An 18,435-nucleotide genomic window follows, 5' to 3' on the forward strand; every position below is an offset into this window, starting at 1 on the left:
GCTCAACCCAAACTAGCCAACATTGAAAAGCCCGCCGACACCATATGCCAAAAGCGCGGCCATGGCCCCGATGAACAATGTCTCGGTGCCGGACCGCCACCATTTGGCAAGCGACCAGCGGCTTTTCCCGGTTCCAATCAGGAAAAAAGTCAGCAGCGTTGCACCGATCGATATCGCAAAAGCATTCTGCATCCCCAGAACAAAGGGAATCAGCGGGACCGCCCCGGCCATCAGAAAAGCCACGAAAGTGGCAATCGCAGCGCGCATCGGTGCCGGCCCATCACGCGCCAGCCCGTATTCATCGGTGAGCATCAGGTCGATCCAATTTTTCTTGCTCTGAGAAATCGCGTGCACGGCGCTTTCCAACACCTCACCCGTCAATCCGCGCAGGTGTAGGATCTGTCGCAACTCTTCCAACTCGCCAGCAGGGTTTTCGACGATATGGCGCTCTTCGATCTGGATGATCCGCTTGCGGTCGTCCAGCTCAGCTTTGGTGCCCGAATAATTGCTGGCGGCCATCGAAAACCCATCTGCGAGGATATTGGCCAGCCCAAGGGCCACGATGATCGTATGCGAAAGCCCCGCACCCTCGACACCCGCCACAATCGCGAACGTGGTCACCGCACCGTCGATACCGCCATAGATCAGGTCTTTGAGATGGCTGTGGTTTGGTCCCGCCGACAGACGTCTGGCGACTTCTTGCGGGCTGTGTCCGTGTTCTTGCTTCATCCCCACAGCATCCGCGAGATGCCTTTGCCGCAATTGAGTAATGTCAAACCAAATGCAAAATTCTCGTCTAGGATTACGGGCGTAACGTCACAAACCGGAGGACATGAAATGGCCGACAAATCAGGGGCCCAAGAGACAGAAGCAAAAAAACCAATATCTTCAATGACAGAGCCGCTCGACACCTTGAAGCAGCTTCAGGAGGCGGGTTTCGGCAACATGATGGGGATGAGCACAGCGTGGATTGAATCGCTCAGTGATTTGAGCGCTGAAATGGTCAGTTTCGTGGCTGAAAGGATCAAGGAAGACGTCAAGACACAGCACGAAATACTGCACTGTAAAAACGTCGGCGACATTCAGCGCATTCAGGCCCAGTTCATTCAAAAAGCCATGGATCAGTATCAAGCCGAAACCGGCAAGCTGGTCGAAATGAGCACTAAGGCTTTTGCGCCCAAAGTCCCAAAAGACAAATCTTAACCCTGAACGTAGCGGCCGGGTGCCGGGTCACATCCCTTAATATCTACCTTGCGCGGTGCCACCACTGGACTGCTGTGTTTCCTTAGCCATTTCGCCCAGTGCTGCCACCATGATCCATCCTTTGGTTGGTGGCGGTCAAACCAAACTGATGCGGTCATATGTGTATCGTTCTTGGCCTTGTGACCGCAGCGAAAATGCCGGCCAGTGCGACCGGGTTCGGACAAGATACCGCCATTGTGACCGCCGCTGGTCAGCACAAAAGTCACATCGGTATCGGTCAAGAGCAACAGTCGGTAGACCGATACCCAGGGCGACACATGATCCGCCTCCGTGCCAACACAATAGACCTTTGTGCGGATGTCGCTCGGGGCGACTGTCGCCCCATCGACCTCAAACCTTCCTTTGGCCAACTCATTTTGCAAGAACAAACGCCGCAGGTATTCAGTATGCATTCGCGCGGGCATCCGTGTCGCATCGGCGTTCCATGCCAGCAACGGATTGTCGGGGGTGCGTTCACCCAGCAAATAGTGGCGGATGACCCTGCTCCAAACAAGGTCGTTTGACCGCAAAAGCTGAAATGCCCCTGCCATCTGATCCGCCTTGAGATAGCCACGCGTTGCCATGATATCTTCCAGAAAGGCCACCTGGCTTTCATTGATGAAAAGCCCCAGTTCGCCGGGTTCGGAAAAATCCACCTGTGACGCAAGCAGGCTGACACTGGCCAGACTGTCATCACCGTCACGCGCCATCGCGGCGGTGACAATGGCCAGCAATGTACCCCCCAGACAATAGCCGGCGGCATGCAGACGTTTGCATCCCATTGCCTTGATCTTGGTAATGGCTGCGCGCACGCCCAAATCGACATAATCCTGCAGTGAAAGATCGGCATCCTTTTGATCAGGGTTCTTCCATGAAAGAATAAACACCTCAAACCCTTGATCGCGCAGATACGCGACCAGTGATCGTTGGGCGGTAAGATCCAGAATATAGTATTTCATGATCCATGCAGGCACGATCAGGATCGGCTCAGGATGCACTTTTTCAGTTGTGGGGTGGTAGCGTATCAGCTCAACAAGATCGTTGCGCAAAACCACATCTCCGGGCGTGGTGGCAAGCTCTTTTCCCACATTGTAGTTGCCTGATTGCCGTGGTTTTTTGGTCAGCAAACGGTTCAAGTCCTCCATCCAATAACGGGCACCTCGAACCAGGTTCTGTCCGCCTTCCTGACGCGTGCGTTCATGCACTTGCGGATTGGTTGCGGCAAAGTTGGAGGGCGAGAACATGTCAAGCCACTGCCGCGCGGCGAAACTGACAATCTGGGCATGTTTAGGATCAACACCAGACAGATTTGTGGTGGCGGTATTCCACCAATTTTGCGTGGCAAGAAAACTTTGGGCATAAAGATTGAATGGAAAGGCAGACCACGTCGCATCCGCAAAGCGCGGATCGCTCTGCGACTTGCGGTTTGGGCCAGATGACAACGCCTCTTTGACCAGTTCAGACTGCTTGTCGGGGGACCCGATCAGATGCAGTCCCCAATCCACATATGCCGTGACAAGCGCCGCCGGGGACAAACCGCCCGTCAGTTGGCCAAGCGCCGAATGCCAGCGGGCGTCCAGCTCATGCGGTTTGTTCTTGTCTCCGCTCATAATTGCGACCTTTCCACCAAAGCAACACCTGCAGCGATGGCATCACTTGGATGGGTGACCACCTGTTCTGACACCGCCAGGCCGCTCACCACCTCAGTCATTTGCGTGTTACGTCGGCCCAAAGTCACTGTGCGTTTTTCTGCAACCCCGCCTTGGGCCACAAAAACCGCCCAGCCCGTATCCTGACGAAAAATCGCGCTAAGCGGGACCTGCAACACATCTTCCGCACGCCATTCAACGATCCTGAGAAAAACGGAAAAACCATCGCCCAGGGTTGCGTGGGTGTCACGGGGGCTGGTCATGATGAAATAGGCATCCACACGCTGTTCTTCGATCCCAAGAGCCGAGATTTTAGTGCGTGCCTTGGGATCAATGCGGTCCAGCTTTGCTTCCAATACCTGCGCGCCACCCCAGCGTTCGACATAGGCCAATGCGCCGGGTGCAAGACGAACCGCATCGTTTGACAGGATGTCTGCAACAAGCTCAAGCTGACTAGGATCGCCGATACTGACCAGCGGTGTCCCCGTTGAAACAGGGCGTTCGCTAATTGCCGCTACCGACAGGACCACCCCATCCGAAGGCGCGGTTAATTCAACGCAGCAACTGTCAGGCGATGCACCCGCCTCACTTGGTGACAAAAGACTGGCGCGCGCGCGCCTAACAACGCCATCCGCCATCTCAATCCGCGCCTGAGCGGCATCAATCGCCGCATTTGCAACCGCCAGCCTTTGGGTGTCATCTTCGAGCCGGGTGATCGACGCCACACCACGGTTTACCAATGCCTGCGTCCGCTCAAACTGCGATTGCGCAAAGCGCTGGGTTTCTTCCGCCTGTTTCAAATCGGCCTGTGCCACATGTCGTGCAGCCAACGCTTCCTGCAGGGCCGCCTCGGCCTGCAACTGGGTGCGCGCATCCAGCAGTCCGGCAGACAAGGGGCGTACGATTGCAACAACCGTCTCTCCTGAACGCACAACATCACCTTCCAAGACCGGCGACCGCAGGGCCGTGCCTGCGATCGGTGACGCGACCTCATACAAGTTCCGAACCTGTGTTTTGCCATCCGCATTGATGGTGACTTCCAAAGGTCCCTGGATGACTGTGGCCAGATCAACGGCAACCGGGTCCGTCCGGAAGCTGACATAAGACAGTCCAGCCACCAGCGTGACGCCAAGGCCGATCAGAACAAGTGTGCGGGTTGAATATGCCATTGCATCATTCCCTAGTTTTCATGACAGAGACCAAATCCAGACGGTCAAGCCGCCGGCGCACGATCATCGCTGATCCAAACGCGGCACTCAGCACCACAAGACTTGCAAGTGTGAAGGTTGCCGGTTTCAGAACCAGCGGGATCGCATAAAGATCGCTGGTGAATGCTGATGTCATCAGCTGGGCAATCCAGGCCCCGATGAGCCAGCCAAACGGCTGTGCACTGAGCGCAATCAACATTATCTCACCCACCAGAATGTACGACACTTCGCCACGGCCATAGCCAAGGATTCTCAGGCTGGCCAATTCGCGCGCGCGCTCAGACAGTTGAATGCGCGCGGCGTTGTAGGTCACGCCAACGGTGATCAGCACGGCGATCACAATATAGATGGTGTTCATGACCAGGATGTTTTCCTCAATCGTGTTTTGAAACGAGCGGCGGTTTTCATTCATCTCAACAATGCCCGTCACGCGTGGGGTATCCTTGATGGCGGCGTGCAGCGCCTCGGTTTGTTGGTCATCCAGCGTCACATTCACGGTCGATATCCGTGGGGCCTGTCGAAAAAGGGCGTTCAAGTATTCAAAATCCATGTAGGCACCCAAACCAAAATGCTGTTCCACCAACCCCGTGACCGTGACGCTAAACGTCTCACGCCGGCCACTCAGAAACTCGATGTCGATGTTTTCGCGACTTCGCACATCAAGATGCGACGCCAATCGCCTGGACAGAACCACCCCGCCTGGCGGCACATCAAGCGGCTTGCCTTGTACGTCCAACACCCGGCTCAGGTCAGTACCGGGGGGGCGCGATTCAACAGCCACCCGTTTGTTCAGATGGCCATGGTGCAAGATTGCGGCGTGAAACTGCTGGTTTTCGGCCTGCAATACACCGGGCAAATTGCGGATGTCTTCAAGGGCTGCCTGAGGCAGATCATCCGCGAACAGCAGTATCGCGTCCTGTCGGTTGGTCCGGTAGAACGCCAGATCGACAATTTCGTCGAGCGCATCATTGATGAAAGTGGCCGCGATCATCGAAGCCACAGCAAGCGCCAGACCCAGCGAGGTCAGAAAACTTCGCACTGGCCAGCGCAACAGAGAACGCAAGATCATGACCGTCGATTGGGCAAGGCGCAGACGTGTCAATGCATCATCAATGAAGGATCTCTTGAACCGCGGCGGGGCAGGGGGCTGCATCGCGATTGCGGGGGCCAGTCGCGCAGCCTTGAGGGCTGCCTGAGCGGCCCCAAGGCTGGTCGTGGCCAGACCAGCAAGGCCAGTGAGGGCATAAACCCAATATGAAACGCGAAAGATCACATAAGGGAAATTAAAGAATTCCGCATATTGGGCGGCTGTGACGCGCGCCAGCACTGTCCCGGCGATCCAACCCACCCCGACACCGACCACTGCGATCATCGCCGCCAACATCAAATAATGCAGGCTGATTTCCATATCGGAATATCCGATAGCTTTGAGAAGACCAATTTCACTACGCTCCAGTGTGATGATCCTGCTCATCACCATGCTGACCAGAAACCCCGAAATGCCAAAGAAGATAGGCGGCAGAATGGCGGACATTCCCTTGAGCTGACTGATCTCTGCATCGAGAAATGCATTGGACTGATGCGTGGTACGATCATAGGTACCAAAGCCCCCAAAGGGTTCCAACAACGTGTCCAGCGCGTCAATGACTGTCGCCGTCGACGTCCCTGTGGCCAGCGCCAGTGACACATCGTTGAACGCGCCGGTCATATCGAACGCCGCCGCTGCAGCGCGTTCAGACATCCAGATGATACCAAAATACGCATTGTCCGGCATCAATGCACCGGGGCCGATTGTATAGATAAACTCAGGCGACAACACTGTGCCAACAATCGTCAGGCTGCGCTTTCGCCCTCTGAGGTTGGCACTGAAACTGTCACCCGCCGTAAATTTATTCGCTTCTGCAAAAGGTGCGTTGACGACAACTTCATCGGTGCTGAGAGGATCAGGAAACCTGCCAGTAACCAGCAAAGGGACATTCAAAACCGGACTGGCGGTTTCAGGATACGACAGGATATGACCAACCGCCGTTCTGGTGCGCCCCGGAATGTCCAAAGTGGCATCCCCGGCAATGCGCGCCTCGATACCGGTGACGCCATCTATGCGGGCGATTTCAGAGAGCAATGACAAAGGGGCACGGGTGGTATGGGCAAAGACATCTGCAAAGCGATTGCGTTCATAATATGCAGTTCGTGTCTCGGAAAGCGCCTTGTACATCCCGACCGACGTCAGCAGGATTGCAACGCCACAAGCCAGCACCAATGATATTGCAACGGCTTGTAACCAAAGCCTTTTAAAGTCACGCAGCAGTTTGATGTCAATTGCCTGCATGCCCGTCACCACGCAATCTCAGACGGGGCCAGCCGCTTGTCGTTGGTCCGAATTTCGCTGATCTTACCGTCCTGAAAAAAGATCACCCTATGCGCCATGCGTTGAATTTCAGCGTTATGGGTGATCACAACGGTCGTGGTGCCGAACCGTTCGTTGATATCACGCAGCACTTCGAGCACTTGGACGCCCGTTGTGCTGTCCAGTGCGCCGGTTGGTTCATCGCACAGCAAAATTTCAGGTCGTTTTGCAATCGCCCGCGCGATGGCAACACGCTGTTGCTCACCTCCTGACATTTCCGAGGGAAAGTGATCCATGCGCTTGCCGAGCCCAACCAGTTCAAGTGCTTCTTCGGCGGGCATCGGGTCGGGTGCGACATCTGTGACAAGCTGAACGTTCTCGCGTGCCGTCAGGCTGGGCACCAGATTGTAGAACTGAAACACAAATCCAACGTGATCACGCCGGTATTTTGTGAGGCCCCGATCAGCCATGTCGGTCAGCTCTGTATTGTCAAACCAAACCCGTCCGTCGGTGGCATGATCAAGACCGCCGAGGATATTAAGAAGCGTTGATTTGCCGCTGCCCGAGGGCCCAAGCAGAACGGTCAATTCACCTTTGTAAAGCTCAAGATCCACGCCGTCCAAAGCAAAAACCTTCACCTCACCGGTATCATATACCTTTGTGATGCCTTGGGTTTTGAATATGATGTCAGCCACGGACCTCTCCTGCTGACGTTACGCATAAAGGATCCAGGGGGAGACGGAATTGATCGATCTCAATTTTGGTCGGGGGCCATGACTATTATCGGCAATATCAGTTTCAGCCGCAGCACAAGGTGCCTTGAAAGGATGGGGCATCGCGTTGATTAATATCAAAGTGCAAAGGATAATTTCGCGGTAACAAATAGGTAAATAAGGTGAATGTAATGTTAGACAGACTACCGTGGCGGGACAAATTTCCAGGTCTTGCAGAGCTTTCAGAAACGGTTTCTGACCTGCTTGATAAGCAGGCGCGTTCCGTTGAGATCAAGCAGGGATCGCTGATTTTTGGCCCTGGCAACCCGGCCGAAAACCTGTTGCTGTTGGTATCGGGAACGGTGCGGGTCCAGCAATTATCAGAAGCCGGCAGAGAGATCGTCCTTTACCGGGTCCACGCTGGTGAAAGCTGTGTTTTGACCACGGCCTGTCTTCTTGCCTTTGAGGATTACTCCGCAGAAGGCATCGCAGAAACCGATGTCGAAGCGATCCTCATTCCACGCAACATATTTGATGAGTTGATGGCTGCGTCAAAGGAATTCCGCGCTTTTGTCTTTGAGGCCTATTCGAAACGGATCACTGATCTGTTTCTTGTCATCGAAGAAATTGCATTCAAACGGATGGACATCCGTGTGGCCCAGAAACTGCTTGAGCTGAAGGATGCAAAAAGCGTTTTGCACCTGACCCACCAGCAGCTTGCGATTGAACTTGGCACGGCGCGCGAGGTTATTTCCCGCCAACTTAAAGAATTTGAGCGGCGCGGTTGGCTTCGGCTGAGCCGGGGTGAGATTGAGCTGCGCGATGCCGCCGCGATCGCGCGGCTTGCTGAGGCACCATAAGGATAATCGCGTGTGACATTATCACTGATCTGCCGCCACCATTGATCTACGCTTAGTGAAACGGAGCACCTAAAGGAGGATTTGGATATGACAATCAATCTGGGCAACACAGATCGTGTGCTAAGAGCCATCATTGGCTTGGCGCTCATTCTATCACCACTTTTCAATCTACCGGCCGTCTGGTCATCAACACCACTTTTCTATGCCAGCATCGTCGTCGGGTTGGTCTTGGTTGGCACAGCCCTTTTTCGGTTCTGCCCACTTTACAGAATTTTTGGCATCTCGAGCTGCAGGATCTGACCAATGGAAACAGCTTTCACACCAATCGCGTCATTGGCCGGTGGCGCTCTCATTGGGCTCGCCGCGGTTCTTCTGATGCTTTTGCGAGGTCGGATCATGGGGGCCACCGGCATTCTGGCCGGGGTGCTTTTGCCGGCGAGCAGGTATGATTGGGTCTGGCGTGTCATGATGCTGGCCGGCATGTTTACCGGACCTTGGGTCTTTTTGGCGATCTCCGGACAGCTGCCTGATATCCAGGTTCCTGCAGCAACGCCGATGCTGCTGATAGGCGGTTTTCTGGTCGGTATTGGCGTCACACTGGGAAGCGGCTGCACCTCAGGTCACGGGGTTTGCGGCATGGCACGGTTGTCACCCAGATCATTCGCCGCAACCGCAACTTTCATGCTGACAACAGGCCTGACCGTCTATGTCATTCGACACATCCTGGGGGCATAAATCATGCGCAATCTTCTGACATTTTTCATCGGCAGCATTTTTGGCACCGGCATCGCAATGTCGGGCATGGCAAACCCTGCAAAGGTGATTAACTTCTTTGACGTTGCCGGAACATGGGATCCCAGCCTTGCCTTTGTGATGGGCGGGGCCGTTATCGTCACGTTCATCGGCTACCGCTTGGTTTTCTGCAGATCTGCGCCGGTGTATGAACCGACATTTGATGTGCCAACCAACCGCCAGCTTGATGCCCGGCTGCTGATCGGTTCCGGTGTTTTCGGCGTTGGGTGGGGTATTGCTGGCTTTTGCCCAGGGGGGGCTTTGCCCGCATTGGGCACGCTGGATACCCGCGTGGTTATTTTCGTTGCGGCGCTTATCGCCGGCATGCTGATCACACGGACGGCACTGGACCGTGTCGCGTTTCGAACACGCGCCCAGGGACATTGATCTTGGTCAACACTGTCAGCTGCTGTGCTGCTAGTGATATCCCCACCCACAGACAAAGGACATAACATGCCCGACCTGACGCATTATGGAAAACTCATTGCTGATCGCCTCAAGGAACTTGGGGCCCGCATTCACGAGATTGATGATGAGCTTGGTGAACCCAAATCCGCAGACCTGAATGAACAGGCGATCGACCTTGAAGATGATGAAGTGCTCGAAGGCCTTGGCGCTGTCGCGCAAAAGGAAGTATCGCTGCTGCAGCTTGCGTTGGGGCGGATTGCGGACGGCTCCTATGGCATCTGCCAGAAATGCGCCGAACCGATCTCTGAAGAACGCCTGAATGCTGTCCTTTATGCACCTTTGTGCAAGAGGTGTGCGACGGGCAGCCAATAACCGCGTTTGGCATGGTTTCCTGATCGGCAAACGAAGGGTAGGGGGTTATTGCTGTATTGTCTCGAGGTAATCGAGCAGGGCGGCGATATCCGTATGTAACACTTCGGCCCCAGCCCCGCCGTCGGGATAGACATGCTGCAACCCCACTGTTCCAAACTCGGGCATGGCAGCGTCAGGATCTTCTTTCTCAAGAAGACCCAGAACAAACCGCCGCACAAATTCTCTTGGGAAAACACCATCATTTCGGCCGGTCAAGCCGACCAGGTTCGGCGGCACCACGCCAAGCCCTAGCGAAGCGGCCCCGGCTCCATCGCCGTTTATGCCATGACATTGCGCGCATTCTTTGGCATAAATCGCGCGCCCACTCTCAACATCTGCACGCGCGTCAGGAATACCTCCGTTGCAGCCTAAAAGCAGGGCCGCGCACAGGGTCGCAATGATACCTAAAGGGGCTTGCATGCTTTAATTTCCGCCATGGGGTCGGTAACCGGGTTTGCGGGCGCTTGGTTCATCAACAGGTCATGCGCCATTTGAGAACAGTTGCATATGTGGGTGATGGACGTATTGATCTGCATCAACGATAATTACGGCCAAGTACATAGTTTGAGAATGCTTGCCAGCAACACTCCCAAAGCAATGGAAACGAAGTGACCCAAGATACCAACCCTATTTGGCCGCTGCGAAAATCACGTAGGTCGGTGCCAGATCTCCACGCATGTGGTTTAACATGGTCACAGGTCCGATGACGCATTTGATCAGGGCCCCTGCATGAACAACAACGGGCAAAGCAACGAAAAAGCGGTCTCATTGTCCATCGCTGACGATAGGTTAACGCTGCAGGGCAAGTTGTTGATAGATACCTTGGTCGAGATCACCAATGAGGCAAAACGCGTTGTCTCAGGAACATTTTCGGTCATCGACATCTCGGCCTTATCCCAAATGGATACGGCGGGTGCGTGGTTTCTTGTCGATCATCAGAAACGGGCCGAACAATCCGGCGTGACCCTGAACATCGAAGGTGCCACGCCCGCACAGGCGCAACTGATCAAGACGGTGCAGCGCAATATGCCGCCCGCTGATCATGTGCCGGCAGCCGCTCTGACACTTGCCGACCGGTTGGAAAACTTTGGCAGGAAAGTCACGCGCGGCTGGCGCATGGCGGTTGAATTGACATCGTTCCTGGGACAGGTGGTCGCGACACTGGCCGGGATTATAATACATCCACGCCGGTTGCGTCTGACGTCAGTGGTGCACCACTGTCAGGAAATTGGGGTCAGTGCGGTTCCCATTGTCGCACTCATGTCTTTTCTGATTGGCGTTGTGCTTGCGTTTCAGGGGTCTGCGCAACTGCGTCAATTTGGGGCAGAAGTGTTTGTCGTCGATCTGATCGCCATATCAATCCTGCGCGAACTTGGCATCCTTTTGACCGCAATCATCGTTGCTGGGCGGTCAGGGTCGGCATTTACAGCCGCAATCGGGTCGATGAAAATGCGCGAGGAAATTGACGCCATGCGCACCCTCGGCCTTGATCCGGTGACCATTCTCGTTGTGCCGCGCGTTCTGGCGCTGATACTCATGTTGCCCGCACTGGGATTTATTGCCGACATATCCGGGCTGGTGGGTGGGGCGCTGATGTCATGGATCGATCTGGGCGTTTCTCCAGCGGTCTTTCAGGCTCGGCTGGTCAGCACCACAGACGTTTGGCATTTCAGCGTCGGCATGATCAAGGCCCCCTTCTTTGCGTTGATCATTGGCATTATCGGGTGTTACGAGGGCATGATGGTCGGCGGAAATGCAGAATCGCTGGGGCGCCTGACGTCTGCATCGGTCGTATTGTCGATCTTTATGGTCATCGTGATGGATGCGTTGTTTTCAGTCTTTTTCGCAGTGGTGGGGGTATGATGCAATCATCCGAAGACCCCATCATACGTGTCCGCGGTCTGGTCACGCGTTTTGGCACCCACACAGTTCATGACGGTCTTGATCTTGATGTCAGGCGGGGCGAGATCATCGGAGTTGTCGGCGGCTCTGGCACCGGCAAATCGGTTTTGCTGCGGGCCATTGTAGGATTACTGGACCCTGACGAGGGGCAGATCGAGGTTTTTGGTGAAAGCGTGCGCTCGACCTCAGACGAACAATACCGCGCCCTGCGCCGACGCTGGGGGGTGATGTTTCAGGATGGTGCATTGTTTTCTTCGTTGACCGTGCGCCAGAATGTTGAAGCACCCATGCGCGAGCAACTCACGCTTGACGACGACATGCGTGAGACATTGGCAGGCATCAAGGTGCGCATGGTTGGCCTGCCTGAGAATGCGATGGCAAAGTATCCTTCTGAGCTTTCAGGTGGCATGCGCAAGCGGGCCGGATTTGCCCGGGCCATATCAATGGACCCCGAAATCGTTTTTCTTGACGAACCAACGGCAGGGCTTGATCCGATCGGTGCCGCGGCCTTTGATATACTGATCAAGCAATTGCAGGCAGCACTGGGGCTGACAGTATTTCTGGTGACCCATGATCTTGATAGCCTGCACGCAATCTGCGACAGGATAGCAGTGCTGGCGGACCAGCGCGTGCTGGCAGTGGGTACGATGCAGGATATGTTGGCAGTTGATCATCCTTGGGTGCGCGAATATTTTCACGGGCCGCGCGCCCGCGCCGCCTCTGCCTCGGCCACACCGAAAGGAAACCTGTGATGGAGACCCGTGCGAACTATATTCTGATCGGTGTTTTCACCCTGATGGCCATCCTGGGTACGCTGGGATTTTTCATTTGGCTCGCCAGTGTTCAGATAGATCGGCAGTACGCCACATACGGCATTCTATTTGACGATGTTTCCGGCCTAGACTCGTCCGGAGATGTTTTCTTCAATGGTATTTCTGTTGGCAGAGTCATCGGCTTTCAGATTGCACCGGAAGACCCATCAAAGGTGTTCACCACCATTGAGGTAGACGCGGATACACCCGTCAGAACAGACACTATTGCCCAGCTTCAGGCCCAAGGGGTGACGGGCGTTGCCTATATCTCGCTTTCAGGTGGCACACCCTCCGCCGCCCCTTTGACCGCCAATGACGACGGCTGGCTGATCATCCCGTCGCGCCGATCAACTGTACAGACTCTGGTTCAAGACGCGCCCGATCTTTTGGACGAAGCGAAATTGTTGTTGGAGCAATTTCAGACGTTGACAGGCCCCGAAAATCAAACATTTGTCAGAAATATCCTGCGCAATCTTGATGCATCATCGGATAATCTGGATCAGGCCCTCAGCGACTTTTCCGATATCACCGTCACCGTACGAGAGGCCACGGCGCAGATCACACTGTTCACTGAACGCCTCGACGCAATTGGCGCATCTGTTTCTGCCACACTGGAGCAGACGGATGACACATTGACCGCCGCAAAAGGGGCGTTTGAGACAGCGGACAAGGCGTTGTTGCAATCTGTCGACGCGGTCGACAGTGCGAAAGGGGTCTTTGATCAGGCCCAGAAAATCCTCAGTGAGCAGGTGCCCGACATACTTGCGCAGGTGTCCGAAGCGGCAACCCAGACCAACGCTGCCATTGCTGACCTACAGGAACGCTCAGGTGCAACACTGGACGGTTTTTCCCAGACCTCGGATCTGTTGAATGCGCGGCTGGCCGAACTTGATCAGACATTGAAGCTCGCCAATGATGCGTTTGTCGCTGTCATTGAGGCCTCAACCAGTTTTGATACGCTGGTCGAGGGAGACGGGACATTGCTGGTCGCCGAAGCCCGCGTTGTTCTTAAGGATGCAAAAGCCGCCATTGCAACGATCGAAGCCGTGGTGCTGGACGATGTCCCCGCCATCATGACAGACATCCGCCAAGGGGTCGCAACCGCGAGCAAAGCCGTTGAAGATGTAGCGGCAAACCTGACCGGCATGACAGATCGGTTTGACCCTATGGCCGATGAAGCACAACAGGCCATCGGATCGGCCAACGCGTTGTTTAAAAAAGCACAAGGCAGTCTGGACGCGCTGAACAAGACGCTTGAGGTGGCCGATGGAGCGCTTGGATCGGCGCAAACCGCATTTGCATCAGCCACAACCGTAATGGATACGGATATTGGGCCGATGATGACAGACATCCGTGAGGCTTCTGTTCAAATCAGTCAGGCGGTCGCCGACGTGTCCAAGGATATGCCCGAAATTACCTCCGAACTCAGGGCTCTGATCGCCCGCAGCGATGTGGTGGTCAAACAGATCCAGACAGGGGTCGCGCAAAGCACACCCGGCATTAGCGATTTTGCGCGCAAGGGCCTGCCAGAAATGACGAGGCTTGCCGCAGATGCACGCGTTCTGGTCACGACGCTGGGCGATCTGGTGCGCCGGATTGAACGCGACCCGGCACGCTTTTTGCTGGATGGGCGTGTCCCGGAATACAGGAGATAGATCAATGCAAACGCTCATTCTGAACCGTCGAACTGCCCTGCTTGGTGCGGTTAGCGTCCTTGGCGGATGCAGCACCCTAAACGCTTTGAACGCAGCAACCGAGCCGCTGAATACCTACGATCTGCTCCCGGTGATGGGGTCAAAAAAGGGCGGACGAACATCCCGCACACTGCTGATCGCACGTCCACAGGCTTCAGCGGCGCTTGCAACCGACCGGATCATGATCAGGCCGGACAGCGCATCAATCGCCTATCTGCCCGATGCCCGTTGGAGCGACGAACTCCCCTTGGTATTTCAGTCCCTCCTGATCCGCAGTATTTCCGCAACTGACCGCATTGCTTACGTCGGGCGCAGCGATGCAGGCCCCGTTCCTGACAAAGCGCTGCTGGTCCGAATGGATGCGTTCGAAGTGAACGCGCTGGCTGATGATACGTTTGAGGTACACGTCGATATTGAACTGACCATCATCAACGATCGAGATCAACGCGTCGTCGCAACACGCAGCTTTTCGCAATCACAATCAACACCCAGCGAGGATGCCAGGGCCGTTGTCTCTGCGTTTCAGGATGTGTTGAACAACCTTATCCCCACCCTGTCAGAATGGGTCATTCAGCGGGTGTAATTACAGGCTCTGTTGGCGCTCCTAGCGTGTCGAGTATTTTCGTGGGATCGGACATTGCACGGCACACGACTTCCGTAGCCGATTTGTGAGCTGGATTCTTTTCGACCGCTTTGCAGCAGTCAGCGACAAATCTATCGACGTCGAAAATAGGCTTGGCAACTCGATACATTTCGCTGTCAACTTATAGGCAGTCTTGAAAGAACATGACGCCAAATTGAGTGGTGACGCACACTTATCGACACATTCGGCCAATCTGGGAGCCGGTTTTTCTCAGGAACAATAGTGAACGAAAATTGACAGCTTTGAAGTCAATCCCTGTCGCTTCGGCATTTTTCTTGAAGGCTGCACGGCTGTTCGGAACAATCACACCATCAGGTTTACCTGTTTCGCAACCAAGACGGTTAAATTGCGTTTGCTCCGCTAGAATGATCCTCCGCTCCCCTTCAGACGTCAGTCCGCGGTCTATTTGGATCGAATTGCCATTTCGTTGTGTCCACGACCTGACCATGCTGTCCGTGATATCCGAACCATAGCCGGATAGTGAACGGCCGCACGGAGGATAAGACGCACTTCGTCCACCACAACTGGACCCATTGCTTGCTCGATTTAGGGGGCTGGGTCAGATTGCCTGACGTTGCCAGCTTCAATGCTTTGCTTCCGTACCAAATCGTTAACCATTAACTGGTCCCGCTTATTCGGACAGTTTCGAGGCTCATTTAAGCTGCACATCGGTTAGCCCGGCAACATAGCTGTCATACTGATCAATTGCATCACGCATTTCGTCCAAATACGAATGGCGATTGTAAACCGCCGCGACGCCACTGATCGTTCCAGCTACATGGTTTAAGAGCTTTTCAGTGACATGAATTGGGGTGCCAATTTTTGCATGAATTGTTGCGAAAGTGCGCCTGAGATCATGCAAAGTGAAAGGATCAACGTTTTCGAACTTGGCGTCAATCTGGGCCTTAGACTTTCCCCATCCATTGAATACGGTGCCTTTTCCTGAGCGGCTGGGGAACAGGTAGTTGGACGTCCGGGGAATTAACTCCAAGACATCAGTGACCAAGTCGCCGTAAGGTTGGGCATGTGTGCGATTGTTTTTGGTTAGGGTCGCGGGCAGGGTGATCATGCGGTCATTCCGATCGATCCAATCCCATTCGAGAGATGCAACCTCGTTGCGTCTCATCCCGGTTAGGATCAGCAACGAGACGATGGTGCCAAAAGGGTAGGGCTGTTGCATGGACTTAGTAAAAACCTCTTGGAGCTCGCCGTTTGACAAAACCCTTTCACGAGGCTTCGGGGGCCCCGGAGGTTTCATCGCGGCGATAGGACTGATTTCAATGAACTGCTCCCTTAATGCCCAATTGAGAAAAGTGCGGATCGCTACGAACGCGTGATGCTGCTCGGGTGGTGAAACCTGGCTTCGGCGAATGCGTGACTGAATATCTGTACGGGAAATTTCATCCAAACGTTTGCGCCCAAATCGAAAATGAATGTCCAAGCGCTTGCGGTAATAATCAACGGTGTTCTTTTTGTTTTTGGAGCGGCAGTCTTCCAGAAAGAGTTCTCGGGCATCTTTGAAAGAAATAGATCGGTTTTGCTCGATCCCCAGAGTAATCTCAGCCTGCTTCTTCTTTGCCTGGTCTCTCGCTTGTCTGAGGCTGATGGTGGGATATCGCCCGAGGGTCTCCCTTTGACGATTAACACCATGGACCAAAACGAAGGATTTTGAGCCGCCCTGTGAAACCCGAACACCAAAGCCGCTCAGGCTATCGTCCCAATAGGTTACTTGACCTCGTTCCGGTAGTGGCAGGGTCTTCACTGTCAGGTCGGTTAGGTTCACTCGAGGCATTTCATTAGGCTCTCTATAGGCTCTAAAATACGGGGCGTTCGGAGGGTTTCCTATGTTCAGCTATAAGAGCTAATATCTACTAATAGCATGAAAATACAACGATAAAGTTGAAGGTATGGTATGGTATGTTCATCTCTAACCGAGAACTGAAAATCCTCGTGTCGGTGGTTCGATTCCGCCCCCGGGCACCACTTTTTAATTAATTAAATCAATATATTAGATGGCTATTCTCTAAGCCTTGATGAAGCATCAAAAGTGCTTCGGGTGTCATATGGGTGCCAAAACCCATCATTCAATTTAAAACCATTGCTGAATTGGGGTGTCAAACCAAGAAGCCGACCTTCGTTTCTTCCGCGGCTAACGGCAGCAATGAGCCGATGTCGTTGAAAAACTATTCCTTGATCCGTAGGCAAGTCGCTGATTCAATTCCTGTATTGAGCGGGAGGATTGGCGATGATGGGACCGAAGCAGGAAGCGCAAGGGTCGTTGTTCTATGAGTTCTCGCTGGAAGATCATGTTCCACAAGATCATCTATTGCGCTCGATTGACCGACATCTTGATCTCAGCAGTATTCGGGGGCATTTGGCAAATTTCTATAGTCACACAGGCCGCCCGTCGATCGATCCAGAGTTGCTGATCCGAATGTTACTGGCCGGTTATTGCTTCGGTATCCGGTCTGAACGCCGCCTTTGTGAAGAGGTGCACTTGAACTTGGCGTATCGCTGGTTTTGCCACCTCGATTTAAGCGATCGCATTCCTGATCATTCTACCTTTTCAAAGAACCGCCACGGCCGTTTCCGCGAGAGTGACTTGCTGCGTCATGTTTTCGAGACAACAGTTGCGCGCTGTATAGAAGAGGGCCTTGTTGGTGGCGAAGGCTTCGCCGTCGATGCCAGCTTGATCAGCGCTGATGTTCAGAAGCAGAATTCCAGCAACCCACAAGACTGGGCCGCTCGGGAGGTCACAGCAGCAGATGCGCCGCGCGCGGTGCGTGAATACCTCGACGTTCTTGACGACGCAGCCTTTGGTGGTGCCAGCGAGACAACACCCAAGTTCACCGCTCATGCCGATCCGGCCAGCCAATGGACTGCCGCGCGTAAAGGCCCCGCTTTCTTTGCGTATTCAGACAATTACCTCATCGACACAGATCACGGGATCATCATGGATGTGGACGTCAGCCGGTCGATCCGGCAGGCAGAGGTCGGTGCGATGCGCAAAATGATTGATCGCACAGAAGACCGCTTTGGCCTGAAGCCGGATTGGGTTGCGGCGGATACGGCTTACGGTTCGTCTGACAATCTCGTTTGGTTAACGCTCAAACGGAAAATTCTCCCGTTCATCCCTGTCTTTGACCATTCAAAGCGCAAGGATGGCACTTGGTCGCGGTCTGACTTCACTTGGGACGAAGACAATGACCGATACATTTGCCCGGAAGGAAAAGAGCTGCGTCATACCCGGCGAAATTACTCTGACCCCAAAAGGCACAAAGCCAAGGCTGGCCGCCGACAGTATCGCAGCCTGAAACTCGATTGCCAGACATGTCCATCAAAGCCCAAATGCTGCCCAAACACAGCAACGCGCTCCGTCAACCGAGAAGAATACGAGATCGTCAGGGACTTCGCCCGACTGTGCACAGCCTCCGACTTCAATCCAACGGCTCAGAGACGGCGCAAAAAGGTCGAGATGTTGTTTGCACATCTCAAACGCATCCTCGGCTTGGCTCGCGTCCGACTACGAGGACCATGTGGCGTCCAAGACGAATTTACCCTCGCTGCCACCGCCCAGAACCTCCGGAAACTGGCAAAACTCAAGCCAATGGTCCCCGCCACTGGCTAAGAACAGGACCAAACATCGGACCCTCAAAAAAATCAACGCACTAGCTCAGAAAGCAACGCCGAAAACAGCGGGTTTTTCAACGAAATCAGCCCATAGCGAAAGTCTTGATTTCGCGCTGCGTGCGCT

18 protein-coding genes are annotated in these 18,435 nt (G+C 54.3%); 11 read left to right on the plus strand and 7 right to left on the minus strand.

The window, feature by feature from the left end; translation table 11 throughout:
- Positions 1-12 precede the first annotated feature (12 nt).
- Positions 13-729: a VIT1/CCC1 transporter family protein gene (locus tag C1J02_RS05130; protein ID WP_114877618.1), complete on the minus strand. Its 717-nt coding sequence runs from the start codon at positions 727-729 to the stop codon at positions 13-15.
- Positions 730-837: 108 nt separating this feature from the next.
- On the opposite strand from C1J02_RS05130, the gene C1J02_RS05135 reads away from it, so the two are divergent.
- On the plus strand, positions 838-1,203 hold the full coding sequence (locus C1J02_RS05135) for a phasin family protein (protein WP_162798233.1): 366 nt from the start codon (positions 838-840) through the stop codon (positions 1,201-1,203).
- On the opposite strand, the gene C1J02_RS05140 is transcribed toward C1J02_RS05135, so the two are convergent.
- The 4 genes from C1J02_RS05140 to C1J02_RS05155 are packed head-to-tail and all read right to left on the minus strand — an operon-like array spanning position 1,200 to position 7,141.
- Positions 1,200-2,852: an alpha/beta hydrolase gene (locus tag C1J02_RS05140; protein WP_114877620.1), complete on the minus strand. Its 1,653-nt coding sequence runs from the start codon at positions 2,850-2,852 to the stop codon at positions 1,200-1,202. The two genes, C1J02_RS05135 and C1J02_RS05140, sit on opposite strands and share 4 nt — an antisense overlap.
- A complete protein-coding gene (locus C1J02_RS05145; RefSeq protein WP_114877621.1) occupies positions 2,849-4,060 on the minus strand; it encodes an efflux RND transporter periplasmic adaptor subunit in 1,212 nt (403 codons plus the stop codon). Before C1J02_RS05145 ends, C1J02_RS05140 begins: the two co-directional genes overlap by 4 nt.
- Before the next feature lie 4 nt (positions 4,061-4,064).
- Positions 4,065-6,428 (minus strand): ABC transporter permease, encoded by a 2,364-nt coding sequence (locus C1J02_RS05150; RefSeq protein WP_114877622.1) that lies wholly within the window; start codon positions 6,426-6,428, stop codon positions 4,065-4,067.
- Between the two features lie 5 nt (positions 6,429-6,433).
- Positions 6,434-7,141 carry an ABC transporter ATP-binding protein gene (locus C1J02_RS05155; protein WP_114877623.1) on the minus strand — a complete coding sequence of 236 codons (708 nt, stop codon included), beginning with the start codon at positions 7,139-7,141 and terminating at the stop codon, positions 6,434-6,436.
- Positions 7,142-7,350: 209 nt separating this feature from the next.
- On the opposite strand from C1J02_RS05155, the gene C1J02_RS05160 reads away from it, so the two are divergent.
- The 5 genes from C1J02_RS05160 to C1J02_RS05180 all read left to right on the plus strand — a co-directional run bounded on the left by C1J02_RS05160 (position 7,351) and on the right by C1J02_RS05180 (position 9,591).
- A complete protein-coding gene (locus C1J02_RS05160; protein WP_114877624.1) occupies positions 7,351-8,019 on the plus strand; it encodes a Crp/Fnr family transcriptional regulator in 669 nt (222 codons plus the stop codon).
- 87 nt (positions 8,020-8,106) lie between these two features.
- On the plus strand, positions 8,107-8,319 hold the full coding sequence (locus C1J02_RS05165) for a DUF2892 domain-containing protein (RefSeq protein ID WP_114877625.1): 213 nt from the start codon (positions 8,107-8,109) through the stop codon (positions 8,317-8,319).
- A 3-nt stretch (positions 8,320-8,322) separates the two neighbouring features.
- Positions 8,323-8,754: a YeeE/YedE family protein gene (locus C1J02_RS05170; protein WP_114877626.1), complete on the plus strand. Its 432-nt coding sequence runs from the start codon at positions 8,323-8,325 to the stop codon at positions 8,752-8,754.
- A gap of 3 nt (positions 8,755-8,757) precedes the next feature.
- Positions 8,758-9,198, plus strand: coding sequence for a DUF6691 family protein (locus tag C1J02_RS05175; RefSeq protein ID WP_114877627.1), 441 nt, complete (start codon positions 8,758-8,760; stop codon positions 9,196-9,198).
- 66 nt (positions 9,199-9,264) lie between these two features.
- Entirely contained in the window at positions 9,265-9,591 is a 327-nt protein-coding gene (locus C1J02_RS05180) for a TraR/DksA family transcriptional regulator (RefSeq protein ID WP_114877628.1), read from the plus strand.
- Positions 9,592-9,636: 45 nt separating this feature from the next.
- Here the strand turns inward: C1J02_RS05180 and C1J02_RS05185 are convergent, their stop codons facing one another.
- Positions 9,637-10,050 (minus strand): cytochrome c, encoded by a 414-nt coding sequence (locus C1J02_RS05185; RefSeq protein ID WP_114877629.1) that lies wholly within the window; start codon positions 10,048-10,050, stop codon positions 9,637-9,639.
- A 309-nt stretch (positions 10,051-10,359) separates the two neighbouring features.
- Between C1J02_RS05185 and C1J02_RS05190 the strand changes: the two genes are divergently transcribed.
- From C1J02_RS05190 to C1J02_RS05205, 4 genes are read left to right on the plus strand one after another with little or no spacing between them, the layout of a single operon-like run.
- Positions 10,360-11,493, plus strand: coding sequence for an MlaE family lipid ABC transporter permease subunit (locus C1J02_RS05190; RefSeq protein ID WP_114877630.1), 1,134 nt, complete (start codon positions 10,360-10,362; stop codon positions 11,491-11,493).
- Entirely contained in the window at positions 11,493-12,284 is a 792-nt protein-coding gene (locus C1J02_RS05195; RefSeq protein ID WP_114880388.1) for an ABC transporter ATP-binding protein, read from the plus strand. Before C1J02_RS05190 ends, C1J02_RS05195 begins: the two co-directional genes overlap by 1 nt.
- Positions 12,284-13,999, plus strand: a complete 1,716-nt coding sequence (locus C1J02_RS05200) for an MlaD family protein (protein WP_114877631.1) — start codon at positions 12,284-12,286, stop codon at positions 13,997-13,999. The genes C1J02_RS05195 and C1J02_RS05200 overlap by 1 nt, the downstream gene beginning before the upstream one ends.
- Before the next feature lie 4 nt (positions 14,000-14,003).
- On the plus strand, positions 14,004-14,621 hold the full coding sequence (locus C1J02_RS05205; protein WP_114877632.1) for an ABC-type transport auxiliary lipoprotein family protein: 618 nt from the start codon (positions 14,004-14,006) through the stop codon (positions 14,619-14,621).
- Between the two features lie 712 nt (positions 14,622-15,333).
- Here C1J02_RS05205 and C1J02_RS05210 read toward each other — a convergent pair.
- Complete coding sequence (locus C1J02_RS05210) at positions 15,334-16,473, minus strand: site-specific integrase (RefSeq protein WP_114877633.1); 1,140 nt, start codon at positions 16,471-16,473, stop codon at positions 15,334-15,336.
- A gap of 453 nt (positions 16,474-16,926) precedes the next feature.
- Between C1J02_RS05210 and C1J02_RS05215 the strand changes: the two genes are divergently transcribed.
- Positions 16,927-18,309, plus strand: coding sequence for a transposase (locus C1J02_RS05215; protein WP_114877634.1), 1,383 nt, complete (start codon positions 16,927-16,929; stop codon positions 18,307-18,309).
- Positions 18,310-18,435 lie beyond the last annotated feature (126 nt).

Source organism: Sulfitobacter sp. SK011 (assembly GCF_003352065.1).
Lineage (GTDB): Bacteria > Pseudomonadota > Alphaproteobacteria > Rhodobacterales > Rhodobacteraceae > Sulfitobacter.